The organism is Streptococcus suis, from assembly GCF_902702775.1.
Lineage (GTDB): Bacteria > Bacillota > Bacilli > Lactobacillales > Streptococcaceae > Streptococcus > Streptococcus hashimotonensis.
The window spans coordinates 879885-906661 of record NZ_LR738724.1; the positions used below are offsets into that span (position 1 = coordinate 879885).

25 protein-coding genes and 1 pseudogene are annotated in these 26777 nt (G+C 39.9%); 15 read left to right on the top strand and 11 right to left on the bottom strand.

The window, feature by feature from the left end; genetic code table 11:
- The 6 genes from GPW69_RS04395 to GPW69_RS04420 all read right to left on the bottom strand — a co-directional run bounded on the left by GPW69_RS04395 (position 1) and on the right by GPW69_RS04420 (position 4140).
- Entirely contained in the window at positions 1–639 is a 639-nt protein-coding gene (locus tag GPW69_RS04395) for a redox-sensing transcriptional repressor Rex (RefSeq protein ID WP_002935251.1), read from the bottom strand.
- Positions 640–773: 134 nt separating this feature from the next.
- Complete coding sequence (locus GPW69_RS04400) at positions 774–977, bottom strand: DUF4649 family protein (protein ID WP_024378702.1); 204 nt, start codon at positions 975–977, stop codon at positions 774–776.
- Between the two features lies 1 nt (position 978).
- Positions 979–1323, bottom strand: a complete 345-nt coding sequence (locus GPW69_RS04405; protein ID WP_024402190.1) for a DUF1831 domain-containing protein — start codon at positions 1321–1323, stop codon at positions 979–981.
- 1 nt (position 1324) lies between these two features.
- On the bottom strand, positions 1325–2440 hold the full coding sequence (locus tag GPW69_RS04410; protein WP_024402189.1) for a cysteine desulfurase family protein: 1116 nt from the start codon (positions 2438–2440) through the stop codon (positions 1325–1327).
- 11 nt (positions 2441–2451) lie between these two features.
- Complete coding sequence (locus tag GPW69_RS04415) at positions 2452–3429, bottom strand: ribose-phosphate diphosphokinase (RefSeq protein WP_012775438.1); 978 nt, start codon at positions 3427–3429, stop codon at positions 2452–2454.
- A gap of 144 nt (positions 3430–3573) precedes the next feature.
- Positions 3574–4140: a CYTH domain-containing protein gene (locus GPW69_RS04420; protein ID WP_044690785.1), complete on the bottom strand. Its 567-nt coding sequence runs from the start codon at positions 4138–4140 to the stop codon at positions 3574–3576.
- Positions 4141–4226: 86 nt separating this feature from the next.
- Between GPW69_RS04420 and GPW69_RS04425 the strand changes: the two genes are divergently transcribed.
- The 8 genes from GPW69_RS04425 to mutY all read left to right on the top strand — a co-directional run bounded on the left by GPW69_RS04425 (position 4227) and on the right by mutY (position 12760).
- Positions 4227–4898 carry a GTP pyrophosphokinase gene (locus GPW69_RS04425; protein ID WP_002935242.1) on the top strand — a complete coding sequence of 224 codons (672 nt, stop codon included), beginning with the start codon at positions 4227–4229 and terminating at the stop codon, positions 4896–4898.
- Positions 4882–5700: an NAD kinase gene (locus GPW69_RS04430; RefSeq protein WP_002935241.1), complete on the top strand. Its 819-nt coding sequence runs from the start codon at positions 4882–4884 to the stop codon at positions 5698–5700. Before GPW69_RS04425 ends, GPW69_RS04430 begins: the two co-directional genes overlap by 17 nt.
- Positions 5700–6593 (top strand): RluA family pseudouridine synthase, encoded by an 894-nt coding sequence (locus GPW69_RS04435; RefSeq protein WP_012027041.1) that lies wholly within the window; start codon positions 5700–5702, stop codon positions 6591–6593. The genes GPW69_RS04430 and GPW69_RS04435 overlap by 1 nt, the downstream gene beginning before the upstream one ends.
- Positions 6594–6610: 17 nt before the next feature.
- Positions 6611–7585, top strand: coding sequence for a phosphate acetyltransferase (gene pta, locus GPW69_RS04440; RefSeq protein WP_012775151.1), 975 nt, complete (start codon positions 6611–6613; stop codon positions 7583–7585).
- A 1-nt stretch (position 7586) separates the two neighbouring features.
- A complete protein-coding gene (locus GPW69_RS04445) occupies positions 7587–9326 on the top strand; it encodes an ABC transporter ATP-binding protein (protein ID WP_074391080.1) in 1740 nt (579 codons plus the stop codon).
- Complete coding sequence (locus GPW69_RS04450) at positions 9313–11055, top strand: ABC transporter ATP-binding protein (RefSeq protein WP_074391079.1); 1743 nt, start codon at positions 9313–9315, stop codon at positions 11053–11055. Before GPW69_RS04445 ends, GPW69_RS04450 begins: the two co-directional genes overlap by 14 nt.
- Positions 11039–11431 (top strand): PaaI family thioesterase, encoded by a 393-nt coding sequence (locus tag GPW69_RS04455; protein WP_216655088.1) that lies wholly within the window; start codon positions 11039–11041, stop codon positions 11429–11431. The genes GPW69_RS04450 and GPW69_RS04455 overlap by 17 nt, the downstream gene beginning before the upstream one ends.
- Positions 11432–11608: 177 nt before the next feature.
- Positions 11609–12760, top strand: a complete 1152-nt coding sequence (gene mutY / locus GPW69_RS04460; protein WP_171841449.1) for an A/G-specific adenine glycosylase — start codon at positions 11609–11611, stop codon at positions 12758–12760.
- A gap of 671 nt (positions 12761–13431) precedes the next feature.
- Here the strand turns inward: mutY and GPW69_RS04465 are convergent.
- A complete protein-coding gene (locus GPW69_RS04465; RefSeq protein WP_074391077.1) occupies positions 13432–14232 on the bottom strand; it encodes a helix-turn-helix domain-containing protein in 801 nt (266 codons plus the stop codon).
- Between the two features lie 130 nt (positions 14233–14362).
- Here GPW69_RS04465 and GPW69_RS04470 point away from each other — a divergent pair, with 130 nt between their 5' ends.
- Together GPW69_RS04470 and GPW69_RS04475 are read left to right on the top strand one after the other, a co-directional pair.
- Positions 14363–14833, top strand: coding sequence for a hypothetical protein (locus GPW69_RS04470; protein WP_074391076.1), 471 nt, complete (start codon positions 14363–14365; stop codon positions 14831–14833).
- Positions 14834–14852: 19 nt separating this feature from the next.
- Positions 14853–15395, top strand: a complete 543-nt coding sequence (locus GPW69_RS04475) for a hypothetical protein (RefSeq protein WP_074391075.1) — start codon at positions 14853–14855, stop codon at positions 15393–15395.
- A gap of 174 nt (positions 15396–15569) precedes the next feature.
- Here GPW69_RS04475 and GPW69_RS10635 read toward each other — a convergent pair whose 3' ends face one another.
- Positions 15570–15710 carry a hypothetical protein gene (locus tag GPW69_RS10635; RefSeq protein WP_014635984.1) on the bottom strand — a complete coding sequence of 47 codons (141 nt, stop codon included), beginning with the start codon at positions 15708–15710 and terminating at the stop codon, positions 15570–15572.
- Positions 15711–16068: 358 nt separating this feature from the next.
- Between GPW69_RS10635 and GPW69_RS04485 the strand changes: the two genes are divergently transcribed.
- Complete coding sequence (locus tag GPW69_RS04485) at positions 16069–17349, top strand: O-acetylhomoserine aminocarboxypropyltransferase/cysteine synthase family protein (protein WP_024407217.1); 1281 nt, start codon at positions 16069–16071, stop codon at positions 17347–17349.
- Between the two features lie 73 nt (positions 17350–17422).
- Here the strand turns inward: GPW69_RS04485 and GPW69_RS04490 are convergent, their stop codons facing one another.
- Positions 17423–18949: an ATP-binding cassette domain-containing protein gene (locus tag GPW69_RS04490; protein WP_074391073.1), complete on the bottom strand. Its 1527-nt coding sequence runs from the start codon at positions 18947–18949 to the stop codon at positions 17423–17425.
- A 298-nt stretch (positions 18950–19247) separates the two neighbouring features.
- On the opposite strand from GPW69_RS04490, the gene GPW69_RS04495 reads away from it, so the two are divergent.
- On the top strand, positions 19248–19739 hold the full coding sequence (locus GPW69_RS04495) for a GNAT family N-acetyltransferase (RefSeq protein ID WP_074391072.1): 492 nt from the start codon (positions 19248–19250) through the stop codon (positions 19737–19739).
- Between the two features lie 60 nt (positions 19740–19799).
- Here the strand turns inward: GPW69_RS04495 and GPW69_RS04500 are convergent, their stop codons facing one another.
- On the bottom strand, positions 19800–20540 hold the full coding sequence (locus tag GPW69_RS04500; protein ID WP_002940438.1) for an amino acid ABC transporter ATP-binding protein: 741 nt from the start codon (positions 20538–20540) through the stop codon (positions 19800–19802).
- Entirely contained in the window at positions 20540–22738 is a 2199-nt protein-coding gene (locus tag GPW69_RS04505; RefSeq protein WP_044762813.1) for an ABC transporter substrate-binding protein/permease, read from the bottom strand. Before GPW69_RS04505 ends, GPW69_RS04500 begins: the two co-directional genes overlap by 1 nt.
- A 197-nt stretch (positions 22739–22935) precedes the next feature.
- On the opposite strand from GPW69_RS04505, the gene uvrB reads away from it, so the two are divergent.
- The 3 genes and pseudogenes from uvrB to GPW69_RS04520 all read left to right on the top strand — a co-directional run.
- Positions 22936–24924: an excinuclease ABC subunit UvrB gene (gene uvrB / locus GPW69_RS04510; protein ID WP_074391071.1), complete on the top strand. Its 1989-nt coding sequence runs from the start codon at positions 22936–22938 to the stop codon at positions 24922–24924.
- Positions 24925–24984: 60 nt separating this feature from the next.
- Positions 24985–26448 carry a PIN-like domain-containing protein gene (locus GPW69_RS04515; protein ID WP_074391070.1) on the top strand — a complete coding sequence of 488 codons (1464 nt, stop codon included), beginning with the start codon at positions 24985–24987 and terminating at the stop codon, positions 26446–26448.
- A gap of 78 nt (positions 26449–26526) precedes the next feature.
- Positions 26527–26610: pseudogene (locus GPW69_RS04520) on the top strand (UvrB/UvrC motif-containing protein); the annotation flags it as partial.
- Positions 26611–26777 lie beyond the last annotated feature (167 nt).

Genomic DNA, 26777 nt, shown 5'->3' on the forward strand with positions numbered 1-26777 from the left:
TTATCCTTTTCGCATAAAGTAGAGTAGTGTTTGTAATTCACTAGTCAAATCAACATACTGAACAACGACATCTTTTGGGACAGACAAGTTAACTGGCGAAAAGCTCAGAATCCCCTTAACACCAGCTTCAACAAGAATATCGGTCACTTCTTGCGCCTTGACGCTGGGTACCGTTAGAATGGCTGTCTGAGAGTTTGCTTCGCTGATACGTTCCTTGATTTCTGAGATTGCATGGATTGGGATATTTTCATCTGTCGTTCCAACAGCTGGATTATCATCTGCTTCAAAAGCCATGACTATTTTCATTTTATTTCGTTCGTGGAAGCGATAGTGTAGCAAGGCCCGCCCCATATTCCCGACTCCAACAAGCATAACATTGGTGATGGAGGTATCATTTAGAATATCCGCAAAGAAATCCATCAACTCTTTGACATTGTAGCCAAAGCCACGACGACCAAGCTCTCCAAAATAGGAAAAATCTCGGCGGACGGTAGCCGAATCGATTCCGATAGCTTCAGCAATTTCTTTTGAACTAGCTTTTTCAATATTTCCTGCATAGAAACGTTTAAAAATGCGATAGTAGAGGGATAGACGTTTGGCAGTTGCGCGTGGAATATCAGATTTTTTATCGTTTTTCACTTTAGACTCCTTTATTTCGATAGAATACGCTTTATCGATTATTTATATATTAAACAGTTCTTTATTCTATTCTAGTCCAAGTTTGTGAAAAAATCAACAGATTGATTTTAAAAAAAGATTAAACAGGAAACTGTCTAATCTAGTGTTTGTAAATAGCGATAGAGATCCCCGATTGTCCCTTTGTAATCCAGAGCTTGTCCGTCTTGTGTAATGCTGGTAACTGGATAATAGTCTGGGAGGGTTAAGCAACCGGAAAAAGCCAGAATGGCTGCATCTTTATTCTCAAATGTTTGGATACGTTCTTGCTTGTAAGCGTCAAGATAGTGAATTTCAATCATACTAACCCTCTTTTGTAAAGATGTCACGGTCAATCAAGCTATCCATGAGGAAATAGAATTTTTCTTGAATAACCTTGTTACTTTCTGGCTTAAAGATGTTTACCAGATGAAGACCAGACTTGTCGGTAATGTTAATTTTAAAACCAGTTAGGTCTTGATTGATAATAATTTTCAAGAGGAATCCTTGGTTTGAATTTGGAATTTCTTCCAGAAGACGTGTAAGCTGATAGTGACCTGCTTTGCTTTGTTCAAAGGTGTTATCACGGAGTGTATATTTTTTGATAGCAGGGCTAATGTGATAAGTAAAATTACAATCTTTTAAGGTAACTGATTGTTGGAATGCCATTTTAACCTCCAAGTATTTTCTTTAGTTCGATGATAAGAGTATCTATCTCTTCTTTTGTATTGATTTCAGATAGGCTGATACGAATGGATTCTTTCAGACGATGGGAGTCTTTTCCATACATAGCTTCTAAAACATGGCTATTTTGGACAACACCTGCCGTACATGCGGAACCGCTAGAAACAGCGATACCTGCCAAATCTAGTTGCATGAGTAGTTGTTCATTAAGTTTACCAGGAAAACCGATATTAAGGACATGAGGGAGATGAGGTCCAGCCTGATTGAGATAATAGTCTAAGCCAGACAATCCCTTGATAATATGTTGTCGCAGTTCACTGACATGCTTATGATGCGTATCTAAGGACTCATATTGTTCTGTTAGGGCAGTAGCCATAGCAGCAATAGCAGGGAGATTCTCAGTACCTGCTCGATGTTGCTGTTCCTGCTTTCCGCCGTGGATCAAGGAATCAAATTTATGAACTTTACTATACAGGAATCCCATTCCCTTTGGACCATGGAATTTATGGGCAGAGGCCGCGAGGAAGTCAATTCCGTAGTCAGAGGGAGAAATTGCAATTTTTCCAATTGCTTGGACAGCATCTACATGAAAGACGGCCTGATGATCGGCTAGGAGCTTTCCAATTTCCTTGATGGGAAGTAGCTGACCGGTCTCATTGTTAGCAAACATGACGCTGACTAAAATAGTATCTGGTCGAAGGGCATCCTGAATTTGTTGAGCGGTGATTACTTGATCGACTGGTTGGATATAGGTTACCTCGAACCCAAACCGCTCCTCTAGATATTGCATGGTATGGAGGACAGCATGGTGTTCGATAGCCGTAGTAATCAGGTGTTTTCCTTTGGATTGATGTGCAAGTGCATAGCCTTGAATAGCTAAAGTATCAGCTTCGGAGCCTCCAGATGTGAAAATAATTTGTTCAGGAGAGGCGGAGAGAATCTGAGCAATCTCTTGACGACTTTGTCTAAGAGATTGATTGGCTTTTCGACCGCTTTGATGGATACTGGAGGGGTTTCCATAATTTTCTTGAGCCACTTCGATCATCCGTTGGAGTGCAGCAGGAGATAGAGCAGTGGTTGCTGCATTATCTAAATAAATCAAAGAGTTTACTCCTAGTTTTCTTTTTCAGGACTAGTAAATTTGAAAAGTGGGCTGAGTGGCTGATGTTCTTGGATGCGGTGGATGGCATCTGCAATCAAGTCACTAGCTGTTAGGAAGGCGATATTTTTAGGATGCTGTTCTTTGCTTGCAACAGAATCGGTAACTAATATTTCTTTGATTGGTGCTTCATCTAAGAGTTGGGCTGCAGTTCCCGCAAAGAGGCCATGGCTGGCAACTGCATAAATTTCAGTAGCACCACCTTCTTGGACAATTTTTGAAGCTTGTGAGAAAGTGCGACCAGTATTGAGAATATCGTCCACCAAAATAGCTTTTTTACCAGCAACATCACCAATAATATAGCCTTCAGAACGTTCAGAATCATCTTGAGCGTAGTCGATAATCGCAATCGGTGCATTTAGAAATTCAGCGATATTACGAGCTCGTTTGATACCAGAATTTTTAGGACTCACAATGACGACATCTTCTCCGCAGAGTCCTTTTTCCATGTAGTAGGCTGCAAAAAGTGGTTCTGTAAGGAGATTGTCCACTGGAATGTCAAAGAAACCTTGAATTTGTGAAGCGTGCAAATCAAGAGTCAATACACGGTCGACACCAGCTTTAACCAGCATATTTGCAACTAATTTAGCTGTAATTGGTTCGCGTGGAGAAGCGGTACGGTCTTGGCGAGCATAGCCAAAATAAGGGATGACCGCTGTAATGGTGTTGGCACTAGCACGTTTACAAGCATCGATCATAATCAATAATTCCCACAAGTGGTTATTGACCGGATAGCTTGTTGATTGGATAATGTAGACGTCTACGCCACGTACAGATTCTTCAATGTTAATTTGAATCTCACCATCCGAAAACTGACGAGAAGACAGTTTTCCAAGAGGAATTCCAGCAGAATCAGCAATTTTTTCAGCAATATCACGGTTGCTATTGAGTGAGAATAATTTAATGTTATGTTCACCGAGTGGTTGTACCATTTTAAAGTAACTCCTTTTACACACTGAGCTTTTATGATGACATAAAAGTATTTTTTACAATAGATAGTTCTATTCTATCAAAAAAATGAAAAATTTTCAGTAGTGAAACTAAAAAATCAACCTTATTTGGCTGATTTTTTATAGTTATTTCATGTAGGCAGCTGTTCGTGCGACCTTACTACTAGCATATTTGAATTGAATTGATTTCTTCTTAAGGAATTCATCAAAAAGAATTTTCCCTGCATCTGCATCGGTCACTTCGACTTCTAATTCGTAATCTTTTTGTCCCACATAATCATTTTCATCGAGGGCCATAAGGCCTATAGATGTCTGTTTCTCATAGCGTTTTGTCGTGAGGCTACCCCAGACAGCAAGTTTATCAAGTGGAATTTCGGTTGCAGAAATAATATCAGAAATTTGTCCTGCAGGTAGTTGAAAATTTTCCAATAAATCATGAGCAGTTTGGATGTCTAGAACTTGGTTATATTCTTGATTTCCGACTTCTTGTGGAATTTTTAAGGTTAGTTCTGCTGAGTCCTCAAATGTACGAATACGGAGTGAAAAGCGGTGATTCTTCATATCTAGGTCTGGGGTATCAATGTAGTGGTTTGTTTGAAGAATTGGGCTCACATCTGAAAAGTCAGTAAGCAGGCGTTTGTATTCGGATTTGGTCAGTAAGGTTTTATACTCAATTTCAAGGTGGTTTTTCATGCAGTAAACCCTTTCAATGTGTTATAATAGATTAGTCTTTGTGTTATTCTAATACAATTTAAAAGTTTTGACAAGAAAGGGGCCGTATGGACTTTAACTGGGAAGAATTTTTAGACCCCTATATTCAGACAGTTGGTGAATTGAAAATCAAACTGCGGGGGATTCGCAAGCAGTATCGCAAGGCTAATCGGCATTCTCCAATTGAGTTTGTCACAGGACGGGTAAAACCGATTGAATCCATTAAAGAAAAAATGGCCCTGCGACATATCAAATTGGAAAATCTTGCTCAAGATATGCAAGATATTGCCGGTCTTCGGATTATGGTTCAATTTGTGGACGACATTGAAGAAGTATTAGCTATTTTGCGGAAACGCAAGGATATGCAAATTGTGCATGAACGGGATTACATCAACAATATGAAAGCCTCTGGCTACCGTTCATATCATGTGGTGATTGAGTATCCTGTGGATACTATAAATGGCAACGAGACGGTTCTGGCAGAAATCCAGATTCGAACCCTTTCCATGAATTTCTGGGCTACAATTGAACATTCTCTGAATTATAAATATAAGGGGAATTTTCCAGAAGAAATCAAGAAACGCTTGGAAGTTACAGCAAAAATTGCCTATGAATTAGATGAGGAGATGCGAAAAATCCGCAACGACATTCAAGAAGCGCAGGCCTTATTTGATCCTGCCTATCGCAAACTGAATGACGGTGTGGGCAACAGTGATGATACAGATGAAGAATACAGGTAGAAAAAAAATCGCTCTGCTCGCTAGTCGAAATCCTAAGAGCGAAGCGGTGTCCAAAGAATTATGGACAAAGTTAAAAGAAGCAAATTTTATTTTGACTCCTAAAAATCCAGATATTGTCATTTCTATCGGTGGAGATGGGATGCTTTTATCTGCTTTTCACAAATATGAAAAGTTGATTGATCGTGTACGTTTTGTAGGAATTCACACGGGTCATTTGGGGTTTTATACAGATTATCGCGATTTTGAAGTGGACAAGCTGATTGAAAATCTTAAGCTTGATACAGGTGCTAGAGTATCGTATCCGATTTTAAATGTTAAGGTCAAGATGACAGATGGCCGCATTGTCGAGGCGCGTGCCTTAAATGAGGCGACAGTAAAACGTCTTTCTAAGACCATGGTCGCAGATATTATTATTAACAATGTGCCCTTCGAACGCTTTAGAGGGGATGGAATTTCGGTTTCAACGCCAACAGGCTCAACAGCTTATAACAAGTCATTAGGTGGTGCTGTTTTACATCCAACAATCGAGGCATTGCAGATTGCAGAAGTGGCAAGTTTGAACAATCGTGTTTACCGCACCTTGGGTTCATCCGTTGTTGTCCCTAAAAAAGACAAGATTGTGATTGAACCAAAGCATAGTGACCGTTACTCGATTGCGGTAGACAATAAGACTTTTGTCTATGATAGTATTGAAAGTATAGAGTATCAGATAGACAATAGTAAGATTCATTTTGTTGCAACACCGAGTCATACTAGTTTTTGGAATCGGGTTAAGGACGCCTTTATTGGAGAGGTGGAGTAATGCGGTTTGAATTCATTGCTGACCAGCATACGAAAATAAAGACTTTCCTTAAAAAACACGGTGTCTCTAAAGGCCTATTAGCAAAGATTAAGTATACCGGCGGCAATATCTGGGTCAACGATATTGAGCAAAATGCAACTTACTTGCTTGATATTGGAGATAGGGTTACAATTGACATACCTGCTGAAGAGGATTTGACTGGTAGTTTAAAACCGATTTTCTTTCCGTTGGATATTGTCTATGAAGATGATCATTTTCTGGCGATAAATAAGCCGGTTGGCTACGCCTCCATTCCTTCTGCCTTGCATTCATCCACAATCGCAAATTTTGTAAAAGGTTATCTTATTGAGCAGAATTATGAGAATAAGCAGGTTCATATTGTGACTCGTCTGGATAGGGATACATCAGGCGTTATGCTGTTTGCCAAGCACGGCTATGCCCATGCACGACTCGATAAGCAGTTACAGGCCAAGCTTATTCATAAACGTTATTATGCTTTGGTGAAGGGGAATGGGCAGCTAGAAGAGACAGGGGATATTATTGCTCCTATCGGTCGTCCAGAAGATAGCATCATTACCCGTTGTGTGACAAAGAATGGAAAATATGCTCATACTTCCTATCGTGTTGTGCAATCGTGGGGAGATATTCATTTAGTAGATATTCAACTACATACTGGGCGGACTCATCAGATTCGTGTTCATTTTTCTCACATTGGATTTCCGTTGTTAGGAGATGATATGTATGGTGGAAGTTTGGAATGTGGGATAGAACGTCAAGCCTTACATTGTCATAATTTAGCCTTCGACAATCCTTTTTCAGCCGAAAGGATTGATTTGGAAGCACCGCTTCCTGAGGATTTTCAGGCTGTTATCAATCAGTTAATAAGTAAATAAATTTAAGGAGTTTGTTCATGAAAATTTTTGAGCAATTAGCTACAAAGCTAGAGGGTAAAAAAGTACGTATCGTATTGCCAGAAGGTGAAGAACCACGTATCTTGCAGGCGACAAAACGTTTGGTAAATGAGTCGGATGTAGTACCCGTCTTGCTTGGAAACCCGGATCGTATTAAGATTTACCTTGACATTGAAGGGATTACAGAAGGTTTTGAAATTATTGACCCAGCTCATTATGATAGATATGATGAGATGGTAGCTGCTTTGGTAGAGCGCCGTAAAGGTAAGGTATCAGAAGAGCAGGCACATGAGTTGTTGAAAGATGTTAACTACTTTGGTGTTATGTTGGTATATATGGGCGTAGTAGAAGGTATGGTATCTGGTGCGATTCATTCAACCGCTTCAACAGTTCGTCCAGCTCTTCAAATCATTAAAACAGAGCCAGGTGTATCGAAAACATCAGGTGCCTTCTTGATGGTAAAAGGTGAAGAGCGTTATATTTTTGGTGACTGTGCTATCAACATTGATCCAGATGCTCAAACCTTGGCAGAAATCGCTATCAACTCAGCACGTACTGCTAAAATGTTTGGTATTGATCCAAAAGTTGCAATGCTCAGCTATTCAACAAAAGGTTCTGGCTCAGGTCCTAAAGTTGATAAGGTGGTTGAAGCAACTAAAATTGCTCAAAAATTGCGTCCTGAGTTGGATTTGGACGGTGAATTGCAATTTGATGCTGCCTTTGTCCCTGCTACAGGTAAATTAAAAGCACCAGGTTCGAGTGTTGCTGGTCAAGCGACTGTATTTATCTTCCCAGGTATTTCAGCTGGTAATATTGGTTATAAAATTGCCGAACGTATGGGTGGATTTGCAGCGGTAGGTCCTGTTTTACAAGGTTTGAATCAGCCTGTAAACGACTTGTCTCGTGGTTGTAACCCTGATGATGTTTACAACTTGACCTTGATTACTGCGGTTCAGGCTTTGGAGCACCGTTAATATGAAATTTTTATCACGATATTTTAAGGACTATATTAAGGAATCCATATTAGGTCCAGTTTTCAAACTATTGGAAGCTTGTTTTGAGCTTTTGGTACCATTAATTATCGCCTATATCGTTGATACAATTATTCCAAATGGCAGCCAGGGAAACCTGGTTGCTATGCTTTTTTTACTGGTTGGTCTAGCATGTATTGGAATTATTGTTTCACTAATAGCGCAATATTATTCAGCTAAAGCAGCGGTTGGAGTGACTAAAGAGCTGACGAATGACTTGTATCAGAAGGTTCTTTCCCTTCCCAAGTCTAGCCGAGATATTCTTTCCTCATCCAGCTTGCTGACACGATTGACCAGCGACACTTTACAAATTCAAACGGGTATTAATACTTTTCTTCGTTTGTTTTTACGTGCTCCAATTGTCGTATTTGGTTCGCTCATCATGGCATTCTATATTAGCCCAAGTCTATCTGCCTATTTTCTAGGAATGATTATCCTATTGATTTTTATAGTGACAGTCATTTCTGTTATGACCAGCCGTATTTATCAATCGATGCGAAAAGAATTAGATGGTTTGGTGGGGCAGGTACGTGAGACAGTGACTGGTTGGCGAGTGATTCGTGCATTTGGACAAAGAGAGCGGGAAATTAAGGCTTTTCAAGGCATAAATCAGATTTATAAGAAGCAACAGTTGCAGGCTGGTTTTTGGTCTAGTCTTTTATCACCATTGACATTTTTAGTGGTCAACAGCACTTTACTCATTCTCATATGGCAGGGAAATATAGCCATTTCACACAATTTGTTGGAACAGGGGATGTTGGTCGCTCTTATCAACTACCTTTTACAAATTTTAGTAGAATTGGTCAAGATGATTATGGTCGTGTCTACTCTCAACCAGACCTACATTTCAGCACAGCGTATTCAAGAGGTGTTTGAACAAGAATCTGAGGATGTAGAGTCTAGTTTGCCAAAAGTGGTTAGCGAGGATAAGGAGATCATCTTTTCTGTGCGCCATCTTTCCTTTTCTTATCCAAAATCTGCTGAGGAGTCCCTGTCTGACATTGCTTTTGACTTACGTAAGGGACAGTTTATGGGAATTATCGGGGGAACTGGGTCAGGTAAGTCCACCCTAGTAGATTTATTGCAGGCACTCTATTCAGTGCCAACAAATCAGCTCTCTCTCTTCATTGATGGAAAAAGTCCCAAGAATTTAAAAGAATGGCGGCAGCGAATTGCCATCGTTCCGCAACAGGCTCAGCTTTTTGCTGGAACTATTCGTTCTAATCTATCTTTAGGATTGGAAGAAATATCTGATAGTGACCTATGGTCTGCATTAGAAATTGCACAGGCTAAATCTTTCATAGAGGATAAAGGTGGTTTGGATAGCCCTGTCGAAGCCTTTGGGAAGAATTTTTCTGGTGGACAGCGTCAACGTTTGACCATTGCACGTGCTATTTTACAGAAAGCACCGATTTTAATCTTGGATGATGCAACATCTGCTCTGGATTATCTGACGGAGAGTCGGTTATTGGCTGCGATTTGTCGTGAATTGCCTGAGCAAACCTTAATAATGGTATCTCAGAGAACCAATAGTTTACGGACAGCTGATCAGATTTTAGTCTTGGAACAAGGGCGTCAAGTGGGACTTGGCCGTCATGAAGACTTGCTGAGAAGCTCTGCTATTTATCAAGAAATTCACCAATCGCAACAACAAGGAGAGGAGGATAGCTATGGGACAATCTAGTTTTAAGGAACTGGTCAGATTGGTTTTACAACAGCCCCTTCGAATGTCCTTGATGTTGGTGGGAACTTTGGTGCAAGTGCTTCTGACAGTTTATCTGCCTATCTTGATTGGTCAGGCAGTCGATGCCGTATTGATAGCGGATGGTCAGGTCTTGCTAGGGATAATTGGCAAAATGGTGATGGTTATCTTGCTTAATACGCTGGTGCAATGGTATCTCCCACTAGTAACCAATCGCTTGGTTTACGGAATGGTGGCCGACTTGCGTGAACAGGTCTATGTGAAGCTGCACCAGATGCCCCTATCTTATCTGGATCGTCATTCAGTTGGTGATTTGGTGGCTCGTTTTTCAAGTGATAGTGAGCAATTAACAAATGGTCTCTTGATGATTTTCAATCAATTTTTCATTGGTATCTTGACTATTTTCCTAACTATTTTCACTATGGCTAGGCTTGACTTGACGATGATGTTGCTGGTTGTGGCATTAACTCCAGTTTCTCTGCTTGTGGCACGCTATATCGCTAAGAAATCCTATGGTTATTATAGACAACAGACTCAGGTACGTGGGAAGCAATCTCAGCATTTGGAAGAGTCCATCAGTCAATTGACACTGGTTCAATCTTTCAATGCTCAAGAGCAATTTACGAAGCATTTTCAAGTTGTGAATGACCAGTATGCGACCTATTCCCAACAGGCTATCTTTGCCTCTTCAACGGTCAATCCAAGCACTCGCTTTATCAATGCTATTATTTATGCCTTACTTGCAGGACTTGGAGCTCTGAGAATTATGGCAGGAAATTTTACAGTGGGGTCTCTGACAACTTTTCTCAATTATGCTAGTCAGTACAGCAAGCCTTTTAATGATATTTCCTCGGTCCTATCGGAATTGCAGAGCGCCTTAGCTTGTGCAGACAGGCTGTTTGCTATCTTGGCTCTAGATAGCATTGACGATCAGGCTGAGCGGAAAATTGATTCAGAGGAGCTGAAGGGAGCTATTTCCTTTGAAAATGTGTCTTTTTCCTATAGTCCTGATCGTTCTCTGATTGAACATCTGGATATTGCTGTCAAAGCTGGCCAAAAGGTAGCCATTGTTGGACCTACTGGTGCTGGTAAATCAACCATGATTAACCTGCTTATGCGTTTCTACGATGTAACGGCTGGTCAAATTGCTTTAGACGGGGTTCCGATTAGCCAGTACAGTCGTGAGAATCTTCGCAGACAGATTGGGATGGTTTTACAGGAGACATGGATCAAATCTGGTACCATTCATGATAATATTGCCTATGGCTATCCAAATGCCACGCGGGAATTGGTCATTGAGGCGGCTAAGGCGGCTAATGCAGACTTCTTTATTCGTCAGCTTCCGCAGGGGTACGATACAGTTTTGGCAGATGGAGGTGAAGCCTTATCCCAGGGACAACGTCAGCTTTTGTCTATTGCGCGTGTCTTTGTTAAAATACCTAAAATCCTGATTTTAGATGAGGCGACTTCCTCTATTGATACACGGACAGAAATTTTAGTACAGGAAGCATTTGCCAAATTGATGGAAGGACGGACCAGCTTTATTATTGCTCATCGCCTATCAACCATTCAATCAGCTGACTTGATTTTGGTCATGGTGGACGGAAAAATTGTTGAACAAGGGAATCATAGAGAGTTGATGAAGAAGCAAGGCGTTTATTATCAAATGCAAACAAGTCAGCAGACAGAGGAGGATGAAAGTGTTAGATAAATTAAACTTACAACCGATTACGGTTTTAGATGACTATCAAGCTACAATGCTCAATGAGAAAGAGGTGCTACTGACTACTACGGTGACGGAAAAATCTCTCAATCCATACGGCATAGCACATGGAGGCTTTCTTTTCACATTGGCAGATTCAGTTGCAGGTCTGACAACGGTAGCAAGGGGGGCTTATTCTGTTACCCTACAGTCCAATATCCATTATATGAAGGCAGCTAATCTTGGTGATACCTTATCCGTCACTGGTTCTTGCACACATGATGGAAGCAGGACAAAGGTCGTCGAAGTTAAGATAGAAAACCAAGATAAACAGCTACTTGCTTCAGCAAGCTTTACCATGTTTGTAACAGGCAAAGTAGAATAAAATTCTTCGAACATCAAAAACAGACAGTCTTGGCTAGATTTAGAGAAACAAATTCATTCGCTCAATCTCCAACCTCCAAAGGTTCCCCAAACCTTTGGAGCTAGTTTGATTTTGATTATAAACGATATAAGGGAGTTGGCAAAAGCTGACTCCCTTTCTTTGTGTTATACTAGATGTATGTTAGATTTGAAAGAATATGGAATCGAAATGTGGCCGGAGGAAAAGATTCAAGCTTTTCGCAAGGCACTCTTAGATTGGTATGATGCTAATAAACGTGACTTGCCTTGGAGAAGGACAAGGGACCCATATGCTATATGGGTTTCTGAAATCATGCTTCAACAGACAAGAGTAGACACGGTCCTTCCTTATTATGAACGTTTTCTCCATCACTTGCCTACGATTAGTGATTTAGCACAAGCACCAGAGGAGGTCATTCTCAAACTCTGGGAGGGATTGGGCTATTATTCGCGCGTGCGGAATATGCAAAAGGCGGCTCAGCAAATGGTGGAAGATTTTGATGGGCAATTTCCGACCACGCATGCAGTCATTTCAAGCCTAAAGGGCATTGGTCCCTATACTGCTGGAGCAATTTCCAGTATTGCTTTTAATTTGCCAGAACCAGCGGTAGATGGCAATGTGATGCGGGTTCTCAGCCGCTTGTTTGAGGTTGATTATGATATTGGTTTGCCTGCCAATCGCAAGATTTTCCAAGCGATGATGGAAATCTTGATAGATCCTGACAGGCCGGGCGATTTCAACCAAGCCCTGATGGATCTGGGGTCGGATATTGAATCGCCAGTTAATCCACGTCCCCAGGACAGCCCAGTCAAAGCCTTTAGCGCAGCCTACTTAAACGGTACAATGGATAAGTATCCAATCAAAGCACCAAAGAAAAAGCCGATTCCCGTGGCCTACCAGGGATTTCTCATTAGAAATAAAGACAATCAATTTTTATTGGAAAAAAATAATGAAGCAGGTCTTTTATCAGGTTTCTGGTCTTTTCCGCTTTTGGAAAAAGGAGCAATTGTTGACAAACAAGTCTCTCTCTTTGAAGTTGCAGAAGAAGTTGTTGAGCCAGATATTCGGCAGAGCTTTACGGAACTTTATGGTCTGACTGTTGATTGGCAAGAGCAAGAATTTGATACCGTCCAGCACATTTTTAGTCACCGCAAATGGCAGATAGAAATGGTAGAAGGTGTGGCAGAAACACTTAACCTTCCAGAATCAAAAGAATTGAAATGGGTTTCTGTAGAAGATTTTCCTACCTACCCATTTGCTAAGCCGCAACAAAAAATGTGGGAAACCTTCATCAAGGAAAAAGAAAAGTAAAAAAGTTGACTTTGGAGCACATAATTATTTGAAAGCGTTTTATAATAGTGGTATAATCTAATTGAAAAAAGGAAAGAGTTAGTTAAGATGTTGAACGCCATCTGAATTACTGAAAGGAGTTCTTTAGCGTTCGTAGAAGTGTATATACTATTAGCCATCTTTCTCTAATAAAAAGAGAGGGATGCTAGTAGGGGGAAAAGTCCGTTATCCCTGTTTTATATCTATTTGTGATATCCATTGTCAAATGCATAGCATTAACTCATTATTTAGCCTTGCTACCCGGTTCAATCAGAAGTAGGCTAAGATTATTCGTGTCGTAACTACTATGTGTTCAAGATGTTGTAACTTTTGAACATAACCTTAGAAAATCACAAAAACCTCTAGCGATTTTCATCATAATAAGCAATCTCCACACTTTAGACAAATAGTAAGAGGACAATCAGAGACATAAGGGTAGCAGAATAATTATTTAATCATTAACTTGTTGTCAAATAACTATCTGGTAATGGACTTTTCCAATTTGACATATAAAAGGAGGCTGTCATAGCCTCCTTTTACTGTGCTTTTCAGTTTGTTTTCAGTAGGAAAAAAAGCCAGCTATACGAACAGACTTTCCAAAACTAGATGGAGGAATGTAGCCAATATAACTAGTGATTAACTAGGCTTAGAAATCAATCTGGACTATAAATATCTACAACTTGACCAATAGGTCGAATATCGTCTTCTGGGCTAAAATAGATGTCATCATAGTCAGAATTGAGTGATTGCAAATAGTCACCTTTGAACTTTTTAACAAAATTTTCGCCATTGACTGAAAAAATTCCAATCGTATTTAGAGGAATATGAGGAGTTAGGCGAATGAAGAGATAGTCTCCATCCTTGATATGCGGAGCCATAGAATCTCCCACAACCTGAGCGATTGTATCATAAGATTGGTTATTCGGAATCTCATCGTTATAGAACGATACAAGATTGTTCATATCTGTATCCTGCCAGTAACCTGTACCGGCAGAAACCTTACCAGGAACAGGTAATTCGATTCGCTCCCGGTAGTCATCCAAGTGAAGAATAGAAGCAGAAGGAGTAACTGAGGCAGTTTGCATAGCTGCTAACTGTTCTTGACCAAAAGTTAACCATCGTGCATGGAAATCACCTTTTAATTCATTGTCCAAGGTTTGAACCTCTGGATGAATAGGCTGTTGAAAGAGTTTAAATTGGGAAGGAGTAATCGTTAAAGCTATATCCTGATTGGAATCTAGTTGCTCGATTAGCTCACCAACCGATATAGCCATGCCCTTAGCGACTTTTTCTAGTGTATCCATCGTTGGCAGGAGAGCTTTTTTGGTTTTGGGATGCTGGTTCTTTTCCAACATAGAAATATAGCCTTTTGTTAAACCAGATAATTCAGCGAATTTATCCATTGATAATTTATTCTTGCTTCGGTATTCTTTTAAAATATCACCTAAAATCATGGTTGTCTCCTTATCTGTTTAACTAATTATACCATTAAAAAATATTTTTTGCAATTTTTGTTTAACGCGTTTGACAAAAAATCAAAACGGTGTTATGATAATCTCACAAAAAGAAAAATAGGAGTCGCAAATGAAAAGGATGACAGAGATTTCTTGGAATGATATTTATAAAGAGTGGGAAACCTATGCTAATCATTTTGGTTTGACGACTCCGATAAATGCTGAAAAATTGCGAAATCAGAAATCGAAGGATTTTGGAAAAGGAGGTCTGATTACGCTGGACTTATTAGCCGATTACGATGCTGATTCTGAGAAGACCGCAGCTATTTGGGTAGCTTCATTTTGTAGAGATTTAATACAAGATTATGCATATTTACTAAATGGTAGAGCCTATCTTACAGTCAATCAGATTTATTTTCAGGCACTCAAACAATTCCAGTCAGAAGCAGTAATATGGTCAAAACCTCTCACACGATTGCAACCGAAGTTATTTGTATCTTATCGTTTGTTGGAAAATCTTGATTTAAGTCATTATTCTTGTGTAGTTGAGTTAGCAATGTTGCAGGCTAGTATGGTTCGGACACAGATATTAGAAAAGTAATTATAACAGGAGAATGAAAATGTTTAATTTGTTGAATAAGAAAGCTGAAGTATCGAAAGTTGCAGAGTATTGGAATGATACTTTGATAGAAAGAGGAATTTTGAGCGCTGATGAATTGCTTGAAGGAAAATGCTGGAGATGTAAAAGTTCTCATGGTGTAGCTGTGTGTCAGATTGTATCAAGCAAATGGAGCAAGGATACGAGCCTGGCTAATCAGATGGTCCTCTGTCTATCCTGTCAGCATGAAAAACCTAATGTAGCCGATACAGAAATTGTGTGGCAATGGTTAGAAGTTGAGAATAATGAACGTTACTGGACACTACAAGGTATGGCAGAATATGAGAAAATGTATAAAAAATCAGTACTTCAAGAGTTATGGGATATGGGAATTAGAGATGGTGAAGAAGTCGAGATGCTTGTAAATAAAGTAACTAGCCTTTCTCGTAAGAATGATATTGTTTTAAATAGAGCAACCTTAGCAGGATTATTTCGCTGTGAAATTGAACAAATGCGTCGAAAGGCATTTCTAAATTGGACAGGAATTTTTAAGCTAGTCAGTTAACCGATACAGTTGTAGGAAAACATCTCATGCTGATTGGAGTAACAGATAAATAAAAAAACGCATCAGATTAGAATCTTAAAGGAAGAAGTCTGATGATGCGTTTATGGGATTATATTTCAGCTAATAAAAATTGGAGTGAATGCTTTTGAATTATAGCTATTAAAATTATGGCGGTTATTCGATGTTAGAAATAAAACGATTCTCCTTTCTAGAAAATCGGTAACCGCAATGTTGACAACGATAATAAGTCCGATCAGCTTCATAGAGCATTGCAAACATAGCTCCCTCTATGCCATTGATTGCATGACCAATCATACCGGCTTTACGAGAATATCTTTTTTGTGTTGGAACGTAAGTTTGCAGTTTTATTGACTTACATTTTGGACATTTGAGCGCTTGTTTAGTGTCCATATTATTAGGATGGCATCTGCGATAGATGCTATAAGAGATTATTAGTGCTATGAGGATAATCGGACCGATATATTCTATTAAGGTATTCATAATCTTATTGTAAATCTTGTCCTTATTTTATTCAAGGAAAATGAATATTATTTTTCTAGAATAACTGATCCTATGGCTATAGTTGTTAACTATACATATCTCTAATATTTAAGAATTAGTCAAGATGGTAAAAATGAGGTAGAATACAGAAAAAGACCAAAGGAGTACCTTTATGACTAGAGAATTTTCATTTGAAACCCTTCAACTCCATGCTGGACAAGAAGTTGATTCTACTTCAAAATCACGTGCTGTACCCATCTATCAAACTACTTCCTATGTTTTTGAAGACGCTCAAGAAGCAGAAGATTTATTTGCCTTGCGTAAATCAGGGAATATCTATACTCGTATCACTAATCCGACGGTCTCTACTTTTGAAAATCGTGTGGCAGCTTTAGAAGGTGGTATTGGTGCCTTGGCCACTTCTTCAGGAATGGCAGCTATCACATACACTATTCTAGCATTGGCACATGCTGGCGATCACATTGTGGCGGCAACGACACTCTATGGTGGGACTTTTAACCTATTCAAAGAAACTCTTCCTCGCTATGGTATTACAACAAGCTTTGTAGATATTGATGACTTTGAAGCAGTAGAAGCTGCCATTCAAGATAATACAAAACTTGTATTTATTGAAACCTTGGGAAATCCTGTTATCAATATTCCTGATCTTGAAAAATTGGCAGAAATTGCACACAACCACCACATCCCGCTTGTTTCAGATAATACCTTCGCAACTCCATATTTGATTAATGTATTTTCTCATGGTGTTGATATTGCCGTCCATTCAGCAACCAAGTTTATCGGTGGGCATGGTACGACCATTGGCGGTGTGATTGTCGATAGCGGCAAGTTTGATTGGGCGGTATCTGGTAAGTTTCCGCAATTTGTTGAAGAAGATCCAAGCTATCATAACATTAGTTATACTCGTGATATTGGTGCAGCTGCATTTATTGTAGCAGTTCGTGTACAATTACTTCGTGATACAGGTGCTGCCCTTTCTCCATTCAACGCCTTCTTGCTTTTGCAAGGGTTAGAAACCTTGTCTCTCCGTGTAGAGCGTCATGTATCTAATGCTGAAAAAATTGTTGACTTTTTACTTAGTCATCCTCAGGTAGAGTCGGTCAATTATCCATCACTTCCAGATAGTCCTTATAAGCCTTTGGCGGATAAATACCTGCCTAAGGGAGTTGGCTCTATTTTCTCTTTCCAAGTAAAAGGTGGAGCAGAAGAAGCGCGTAAGGTTATTGATAGTTTGGAAATCTTTTCCAATTTAGCAAACGTCGCGGATGCCAAATCACTAGTAGTTCATCCAGCTACAACCACGCATGCTCAGTTAGCTCCAGAAGATTTACTTGCTGCTGGTGTCACACCAAATCAAATCCGCCTATCCATCGGACTTGAAAATGTCAATGATTTGATTGAGGACTTACAGCTTGCTCTTGATAAACTATAAGCTGTAAAGCGAATACATTCGAAATACTATTAGAAAAGGAAATTTGGCATGTGCGCCAATTTCCTTTTATTATTTATTGTAGTTCTTCCAGTCCAGTCTCAGTTAGTCGGTAGATTCTTTGACAAACTTCTTTCAAAAAACGTCTGTCGTGTGATACACATACCAAGCCACCTGGATAATCGGCAAATAGTTGACGAATATATGGCTGAGAAGTAGGAGAGAAGTTTCGACTGGGTTCATCTAACAAGAGAAAATTGGCTTGTTCAAGAACCATTTTTAACAAGAGTAACTTGGCTTTTTGTCCCCCTGAAAGTTCACAGATCCTGTGTTGAACTTCTTGTCGTGTAAACTGCAGACTGGCTAGATGTGTTAAGATGAGTTGTTCCTGCTCACGATTGCCATTTTCAAATAAAAAATCAAGTGGAGTTTTAGACTCATCAAGGACTTCTGAATAGCGCTGGGGCATGTATCCCAAGTTTATATCTGCTCGTTGCCTGAGTTCTTGATAGATTAGCTTTAGAAAACTGGATATACCAATTCCATTTTTTCCAATGATGCCAATTTTCTCTTGTCCATTTAAGTTGAAATGGATATTGCTAACTAATTGTCGTTCTTCAACGTTCAATTGGAAGTTTTCTAAGTGAAGCACTTGCTTTCTAGCTGGTAGTGGTGAAATGTCCGAGAAGAAGAGGGCAATGGCATCTTCATGAAAAGGTACTTCTGTGAGATTTTTCTTCATTCTTTCATAGCGTTTTTCACGTGATAAGACATTCTTCATCTTCTTGGCAATGAGGCGTCCCATAGTAGCATCATGTGTATTGAGCAAGGTATTGCGCACCTGTGATTTTTGTCGTAGATGCTTGTTCATGGCTTTGTCAAATTCTTTTTTGTCGTTCCGAGCTTGTTGGACTTGCTTCTTATAGGCTTGTTGGCGTCTCAATGCGTAATCTTGGTAGTCAAGATTTTCAACCTTGGTCTGAGCAAGTGTTTTCTTTTTTACTGATTCTAGGTGAATGATTTTTGTAGCTGTTCTGCTAAGAAAGTCTTCATCGTGAGAAACAAATAGGATGGTCTTTGGGCTCGTGATGATATAGTTTTCAAGCCAAAGTAAGGTATCTAAATCCAAGTCATTGGACGGCTCATCCAGAAAAATAATATCAGATGGAGTTGCTAGAGATTTGATTAACTGAATTTTTAATTTTTCGCCACCTGACAGGCTTCCAATCAATTGTTGACTGGCAAATCGCTCACTGTCAAACTGGAGCTGGTCAGCATAGAGGTAGAGTAGGCCGTAATCAATATTGCTCTCTATATCTCCAAAGAAGTAGTCGTTCAAGGTTAGCTCTGCCATTTCCAGTGAAAGACTTTGGGGAATGTAGACTGGCGAGTGAAAATATCGGTGAATGCTGCCTGATATGAGCAGGTAGTCGGCGACAAGAGTTGAATCCATCAAGGTGAGTAATAGACTGGATTTTCCATTTCCTTCTTCGCCGATGATGGCTATTTTATCGCCAGGGTTAACAATGAGGTTTAGGTCATGAACCAGATTTCTCAAATCTTTTTGATGGTCGAGGGTTAGGTGTTGAGTGGTTAGTAGCATAAGGCCTCCTTTACAAGAAAAAACACACTACCTATTTAGTAGTGTGTCGAAATCTGCTCAAAAAGACCCTATTCAAGGAATAGAGGGAACAGAAAAATGGACGCAAGAAAACTACTAAATAAGTATAGAACTTAAATTGAGTTTACTTGTTATTGTCCATTTCTCCTTACCTCGCATGCTTTATTTGTTTTAATATAGCATATCGATAGAAGCTTGTCAATCGTGTGCTATAATATTCATAGATTTTGATAGAGATATATGTTAAAATGAACTTATTGTAAATGAGAGGGGATCCGAAATGGCAATCACTGGAATTGAGCAAGCAGACATTTTAGAAATAGACAAACAAGTCCGTTTACGTCGGTATGATGGTCAGCATGATTTTGCTTTTGAATGGCACCAAGATCTAGAATTGGTCTGGCTGGTTGATGGAAATGAGGAACCTTATACTTTTGATCGGCTCAATCGTATGTATGGCTATTTGGCAACAAATGGCGAATGTTACTTTATTGAAATTTTTGAAGACGAACAGTTTATCCCAATTGGTGATGTGACGTTGTTTGCAGATGATTTTGCCATTGCCATTGGAGATAAGCGGTATTGGAACAAAGGAATTGGAACCAAGGTATTGCAGCGAATGGTAGAACGTGCAAGGGAGCTTGGCTTTGTAGAAATACTTGTCGAAGAAATTTACGATTGGAATCTTGGTTCACGAAAGCTATTTGAGAAATGTGGTTTTGAAGCAGTAAAGAAGAAAGAGAAAGGTTGGTCTTACAAAAAGATGTTATAGGTATTAATTGTGAGATGTTAAAAAGCCTCTGACACACTTGGTCAAAGGCTTTTTGTATTTTTACACGTTCAATACTTTATCTAGGAAGTCTTGTAAACGTGGATGTTGTGGGTTGTCAAAGATTTGCTCTGGTGTACCATCTTCAAGGAACTCGCCGCCATCCGTGAAGATAACGCGGTTAGCAACCTTGCGGGCGAAGCCCATCTCGTGTGTGACGATCAACATGGTCATACCTTGCTCAGCCAAGTCTTTCATTACGTTAAGAACGTCTCCGACCATTTCAGGGTCAAGGGCGGAAGTTGGTTCGTCAAAGAGCATGATGTCTGGGTTCATAGCGAGGGCACGAGCGATGGCAACACGTTGCTTCTGACCACCTGAAAGGCTGTCTGGCATAGCGTCGCGTTTGTCTGCCAATCCAACTTTTTCCAATAATTCCATGCCGACTTTTTCAGCTTCAGATTTGTCCATCAATTTGTGTTCGATTGGCGCAAATGTGATGTTATCAAGTACAGACATATGTGGGAAGAGGTTGAAGTGTTGGAATACCATTCCGACATTTGAACGGAAGGCGTCAACATCTGTCTTAGGATCGGTTAAGTCATATCCATCGACTGTTACTTGACCACTTGTAATGGTTTCAAGTAAGTTCATTGTACGAAGGAAGGTCGATTTACCTGAACCAGAAGGGCCGATGATACAAACCACATCCCCTTCATAGAACTTAGCAGTAATACCTTTGAGGACCTCGTTTTTTCCGTAAGACTTGTGTAAGTCATGGACGTTGATTTTTAATTGAGCCATTATTTGCCTCCTTTTTCGAGTTTGCGTGCTAAGCGAGTCAAGAGTGTGATAACTACCAAGTAAATGATGGCAAGAATTGCATACATACGGAAGGATTGGTAGTTACGTGCAATAATGATTTTACCTGCTTGGAAGAGTTCTACCAAACCAATCGCAGAAATGATAGTAGTATCTTTCAGAGTAATAACAAACTGGTTGATAAAGTTAGGCAACATAATTTTACCAGCTTGAGGTAGGATAATCTTACGCATGGTTGTTCCGTAGGAAATACCCAAACTGCGAGATGCTTCCATCTGACCAGCTGGAACTGCCTGAATACCACCACGAACAATCTCAGCAATATAGGCACCAGAGTTGAGGGATAGGGCAATCGTACCAGCGACAAAGTCATTGATTGGAGATTGTTGACCAGTGATCGACTCGATTAAGTTTGGAATACCCCAGAAGATGAATGCAGCGACAATCATGAGCGGAATACCACGAACAACATCTACAAAAACAGATGAAGTAACACGGAGTGCTTTAACTGGGCTGACTGCAAACATACCGAAGATAATACCGATGACAATTGCAATAGCAAATGATAGAAGGGCAAGTCCAATTGTGATACCAAGACCTGAGAGCAACTGACCGTAGTTGTTTTTCAAAAGACCAACAATCGTTGTCTCATCAACAGTTGAAGTTGTTGCGCTTGCTTCTTCAGTTGAGTTGAAATACTTATTAAGGATTTCATCATACTTGCCTGATTCAACTAGGGCAGCTAAGCCGTTGTTAAACATTTCAATCAATTCTGGGTTGGCACCTTTTTTAACGGCAAATCCGTATTCACCTGATTTTTCGCCAGGGATTGGTGTTGCAAAGTCGCGACCTTGTTGGATGGCATATAGAAGAACGGCTTCGTCATCCATAAGAGCATCGATAGAACCAGAGTTTAAACTGTCATACATACTTGAAGCTTCGTCGAAGGCTTTTAGGGTGTAACCATATTTTGCCTTGTTTTCTTCTAAGAAGCTATATGAAGCAGTACCGTTTTTAGCCCCAACAGTTTTCCCTTTTAAGTCTTCGTAAGAAGCGATGTCACTACCATTTTTAACAGCTAATAGGATGTTTGAAGTATAGTAGGCGTTTGAGAAGTCGAAGATTTCCTTACGAGCATCTGTGATAGACATACCTGCAATAACTGCATCAGCTTGTCCAGCTTGAACAGCATTTAGTGCAGCATCGAAACCAGGGTTTTGAATGGTAATAGTAAATCCTTGTTGTTCAGCGATTGCCTTGATTAATTCCATGTCAATCCCGACATAGTTACCTGATTCATCTTGGTATTCAAATGGAGCAAAAGAAGAATCTGCCACAATTGTATAGCTTGATTTGACAGGTGTTGCTTTAGCTGATGCGTTTCCTGTTAAGCTTAAACGAGATGAGTAGTCGGCACTTTCGGTAGAAGTGGTAGAAGCTCCCAACCATTTGTTCATGATTGTTTCGTAGGTACCATCCTTTTTCATCTCAGCTAAAGCTTTGTTAAAGTCTTCAACAAGATATTCATATTGGCTACCTTTTTTGACAGAGAAACCGAATGAACCGATGGCTTCGCCGTCAATATCAATGCTTAGATCTTGACCTTGTTGAATAGCGTACTGAATAACCGCTTCGTCGTCCATTACAGCATCAACAGCACCAGCAGAAAGGCTATTATACATCAAATCGCCAGTATCAAAAGTTTTTACGTTGTATCCGTACTTGTCTTTGTTTTCTTCTAGGAAGTTTTGGGCTGCGGTACCGTTTTTGACACCGACAGTCTTGCCTTTAAGGTCCTTATATGAAGAGATGGTATTTGCCTTTGTGGTAGCGATAACGATTTTGGTGTCGAAGTAAGGGTCTGAGAAAGTAAATACTTTCTTACGCGCTTCGGTGATAGTTGTACCTGCCATTAGGGCGTCCGCAGATCCAGCCTGTACAGCGTTGACAGCTGCATCAAATCCTGGGAAGCTTTGATTCATGGTCCAACCTGAGCGCTTGGCTACTTCGTTGATGATGTCAACATCTAATCCTTTATAAATTTGATCTGAGTCTTTAAACTCGAATGGGGCGTAAGCATTGTCAAATACGACATCAATAGTATCGTCAGCTTTAACGCCAGTAAAAATAAAGAATACTGGCAGAATGCTTGCCAATAACATGAGTAGTTTTTTCTTCATTTCCATACTCCTTCTATTATAAAATAACTGTCCTAGTATATCATATTCTGAAAATTAATGCAAAATTGAGGTTTTTGCAATGTTAGAATTTCTGACATACAAAGTCATTAAAATGTGAGAAAATTTAATATTTTGGACATGGTCGTGAATGGTTTAGAATGTTTCTCCATTAGTCGAACTTATGATAAAATAGGAGTATGATCAATCGAAATACTGAAAACCAATTTAAACTAGTGTCAAAATATGCACCGTCTGGTGACCAGCCCCAAGCCATTGAAACTTTGGTTGATAACATCGAGGGGGGCGAAAAAGCCCAGATTCTCATGGGGGCGACTGGTACTGGTAAGACCTACACCATGAGTCAGGTCATTGCCCGTGTCAATAAGCCTACCTTGGTCATCGCCCACAACAAGACCTTGGCTGGTCAGCTCTACAGCGAGTTCAAAGAATTCTTCCCGGAAAATGCGGTCGAATACTTCGTGTCTTACTATGATTACTACCAGCCAGAAGCCTATGTACCGTCTAGTGATACCTATATTGAGAAGGACAGTTCGGTCAATGATGAGATTGACAAACTCCGTCACTCAGCGACCTCAGCACTTCTCGAACGAAATGATGTTATTGTCGTGGCCTCCGTTTCCTGTATCTACGGTTTGGGATCGCCAAAGGAATATTCAGATAGCGTGGTCAGCCTGCGCCCAGGTCAGGAGATTTCCCGTGACCAGTTGCTTAATTCCTTGGTCGATATTCAGTTTGAGCGCAACGACATCGACTTCCAACGAGGACGTTTCCGTGTGCGTGGAGATGTGGTGGAGATTTTCCCAGCTTCTCGTGATGAGCATGCCTTCCGTGTGGAGTTTTTCGGGGATGAAATCGACCGCATTCGTGAGATTGAGAGTCTGACAGGTAAGGTTTTGGGCGATGTGGACCACTTGGCGATTTTCCCTGCCACCCACTTCGTGACCAACGATGACCACATGGAAACGGCTATTGCCAAGATTCAGGCGGAACTGGAAGAGCAGCTCAAGGTCTTTGAGGCAGAAGGAAAACTCTTAGAAGCTCAGCGATTGAAACAACGAACCGACTACGACATTGAGATGCTGCGGGAAATGGGCTACACCAACGGAGTCGAGAACTATTCACGACACATGGACGGGCGAAGCGAGGGTGAGCCTCCATATACCCTGCTGGACTTTTTCCCTGAAGACTACCTGATTATGATTGACGAGAGCCACATGACCATGGGGCAGATTAAGGGGATGTACAATGGTGACCGCTCACGCAAGGAGATGTTGGTCAATTATGGTTTCCGTCTTCCGAGTGCACTGGACAACCGTCCGCTGCGCAGGGAAGAATTTGAGAGCCATGTCCACCAGATTGTCTATGTATCTGCGACGCCGGGTGATTATGAAATGGAGCAGACTGATACCGTTGTCGAGCAGATTATTCGGCCGACAGGGCTTTTGGATCCAGAAGTGGAAGTCCGTCCAACCATGGGTCAAATGGATGACCTCTTGGGTGAAATCAATGCCCGTGTTGAGAAAGGTGAGCGGACCTTTATCACTACCCTGACCAAGAAAATGGCAGAGGACTTGACCGACTACCTGAAAGAAATGGGGGTCAAGGTCAAGTATATGCACTCGGACATCAAGACCTTGGAGCGTACGGAGATTATCCGTGATTTGCGCCTGGGTGTCTTTGATGTCTTGATAGGGATTAACCTCTTGCGTGAAGGGATTGACGTGCCAGAAGTCAGTCTGGTCGCTATTCTAGATGCTGACAAGGAAGGCTTCCTCCGTAATGAACGGGGGCTCATCCAGACAATTGGTCGGGCAGCTCGTAACTCTGAAGGTCATGTGATTATGTATGCGGATAAGGTCACCGAGTCCATGCGCAAGGCTATGGAGGAAACCGCCCGCCGCCGTCAAATCCAGATAGCTTATAATGAAGAACATAGTATCATTCCACAAACTATTAAAAAGGAAATCCGTGACCTGATTAGCGTGACCAAGGCTGTCACTCAGGACAAGGAAGAAGTGGTGGACTTCAATGCCCTCAACAAAGATGAACGCAAGGCTATGATCAAGAAACTGGAAGTTCAAATGCAGGAAGCAGCAGAAGTGCTTGACTTTGAACTGGCAGCGCAGATTCGTGATATGGTCATCGAGTTGAAAGCGATGGGGTAGGAGAATTGATAATTTTCAGTCTTATAATGGTTATACTATTGCACAATGAAAGAGAAGAAAATGAATTTTAAAGATGAATTCTATGGTTTTTATAGAAATGATTTGAGTATTGATTCAATAACTAAAGAAAATACAATTATTGTATTTGATACCAATTCGTTATTGAATGTATTTCGCTTTACTCCCGAAGCAGCCAAAAAATATTTTGAAACAATAGAGAAAGTTCAAGATTTTATCTACATTCCCTACTTAGTTGCATTGGAATTCCATTTTCATAAATCTGAGACTTTATTGTTAAGTAAAGTGAATGTTGAAAAATTTAAGAGTAGATTCAATAAAAATTGGAATAAGATAAAAAGTGAGGCAGCTAAGACATTATTTTCTAGTCTAACTTTTCGAAATGACTTACAGCAAGAGGAGCTGAGTTCTTACTTAAGTAGTCTGTTAGATTCAAGTGAATTAGGAATAGAGGCGAAACTACTGGAAAAGATTTCTTCAATAAGTGACACTCAAAAAGCAACTTTTTCTTCATTAATCGAGATTTTAGAGCAGAAGACACGAAAACGCTATGGGCAGGATTGGATAAATGAGGTTGAGAAACGAGGAGAGGAACGCTATAAGAAAGATATTCCGCCGGGATTTAATGATAAAAATAAGAAAGACAGCAGAGGTTATAATGGTATTGTCTATCAACAAAAGTTTGGGGATTTAATTATTTGGGAAGATATGCTGGAAAAATCTTCAGAGAGTGATATAAAAAATGTTGTATTTGTGACATCTGATGGAAAACGTCCTGATAAAACTGATTTGAATTATAAAGTATTAGTTGGAAAAGATGAAAAGGGTAAAGATAAATATCAGGTGGTTGGACCGAGAATTGAACTGATTGAGGAGATGAGGGAGAAGTCAGGAGCTAGTTTTTATTTGATGGATGAGCTTGAATTTATTAAGAGATTTTCTGGTAGTGAAATCTCTAACCGAATGGCTAAATCAATTGGTGATACCCTTGAAGAGCTTGCTAATTCAATGTCTTCGTTAGCTCCCCAACAGTCGAAAGATATGGTTCAAGCCTTTACGAAGGCAACATCATCTTTAAGTAATAGTTTTACTTCTAAAGTTGAGAGACGAGAGGTTACGGATATATTTGAACTTGAAGAAAAATTGAATCAAGATTATAACATTATGGATTCGTTGGCTGAATATGTTGAAGATAAGTTACCCAATATGGATTTTGAAGGAGAATATTTTTCAGGCTGGGGAGAGTTTGAAGATATTCATATATTGAGTTCTAATATTGATGAGTATGCTTTTGAAGATAATTTTTATGAGATTACTTGTACTGCAATTGTTAATGCTGAAGTAGAATTTAATATTGTTACAAAAAATCCTGATTTTGAACAAGGAGAAGAAGAATTCTTTTATGAATCAAGCAGTCGTGATTTAGAATTTACGATTGAGTTTACGTATGATATGGATTATGATATGTTTGAAAATATTGTAATTGTTGATTATTATTTCATTTAATATCTTTATCCATTTAGATGAGTTATAATGGTAAATGAGTAGAAGGAAATATGTACTAGTTTAATTTTAACTGAAGGACAAATGCAGGAAGCTGCAGAAGTACTTGACTTTGAATTGGCAGCCCAGATTCGTGACATGGTTATTGAGTTGAAAAATATGTAGTAAGAGTTGCTAAATTCAGTGATTTAAGTAGAATGAAATTACAATAGGCGGCAGGTAGAAATTGACCTGCCACCTTTTATAATACTTAAAATTTTTACTTGGGGACTTAGGGACAAAAAATTTGTCCCTGTCCCTATAAAAGGTTATAATGGTTTCTATACTATTTA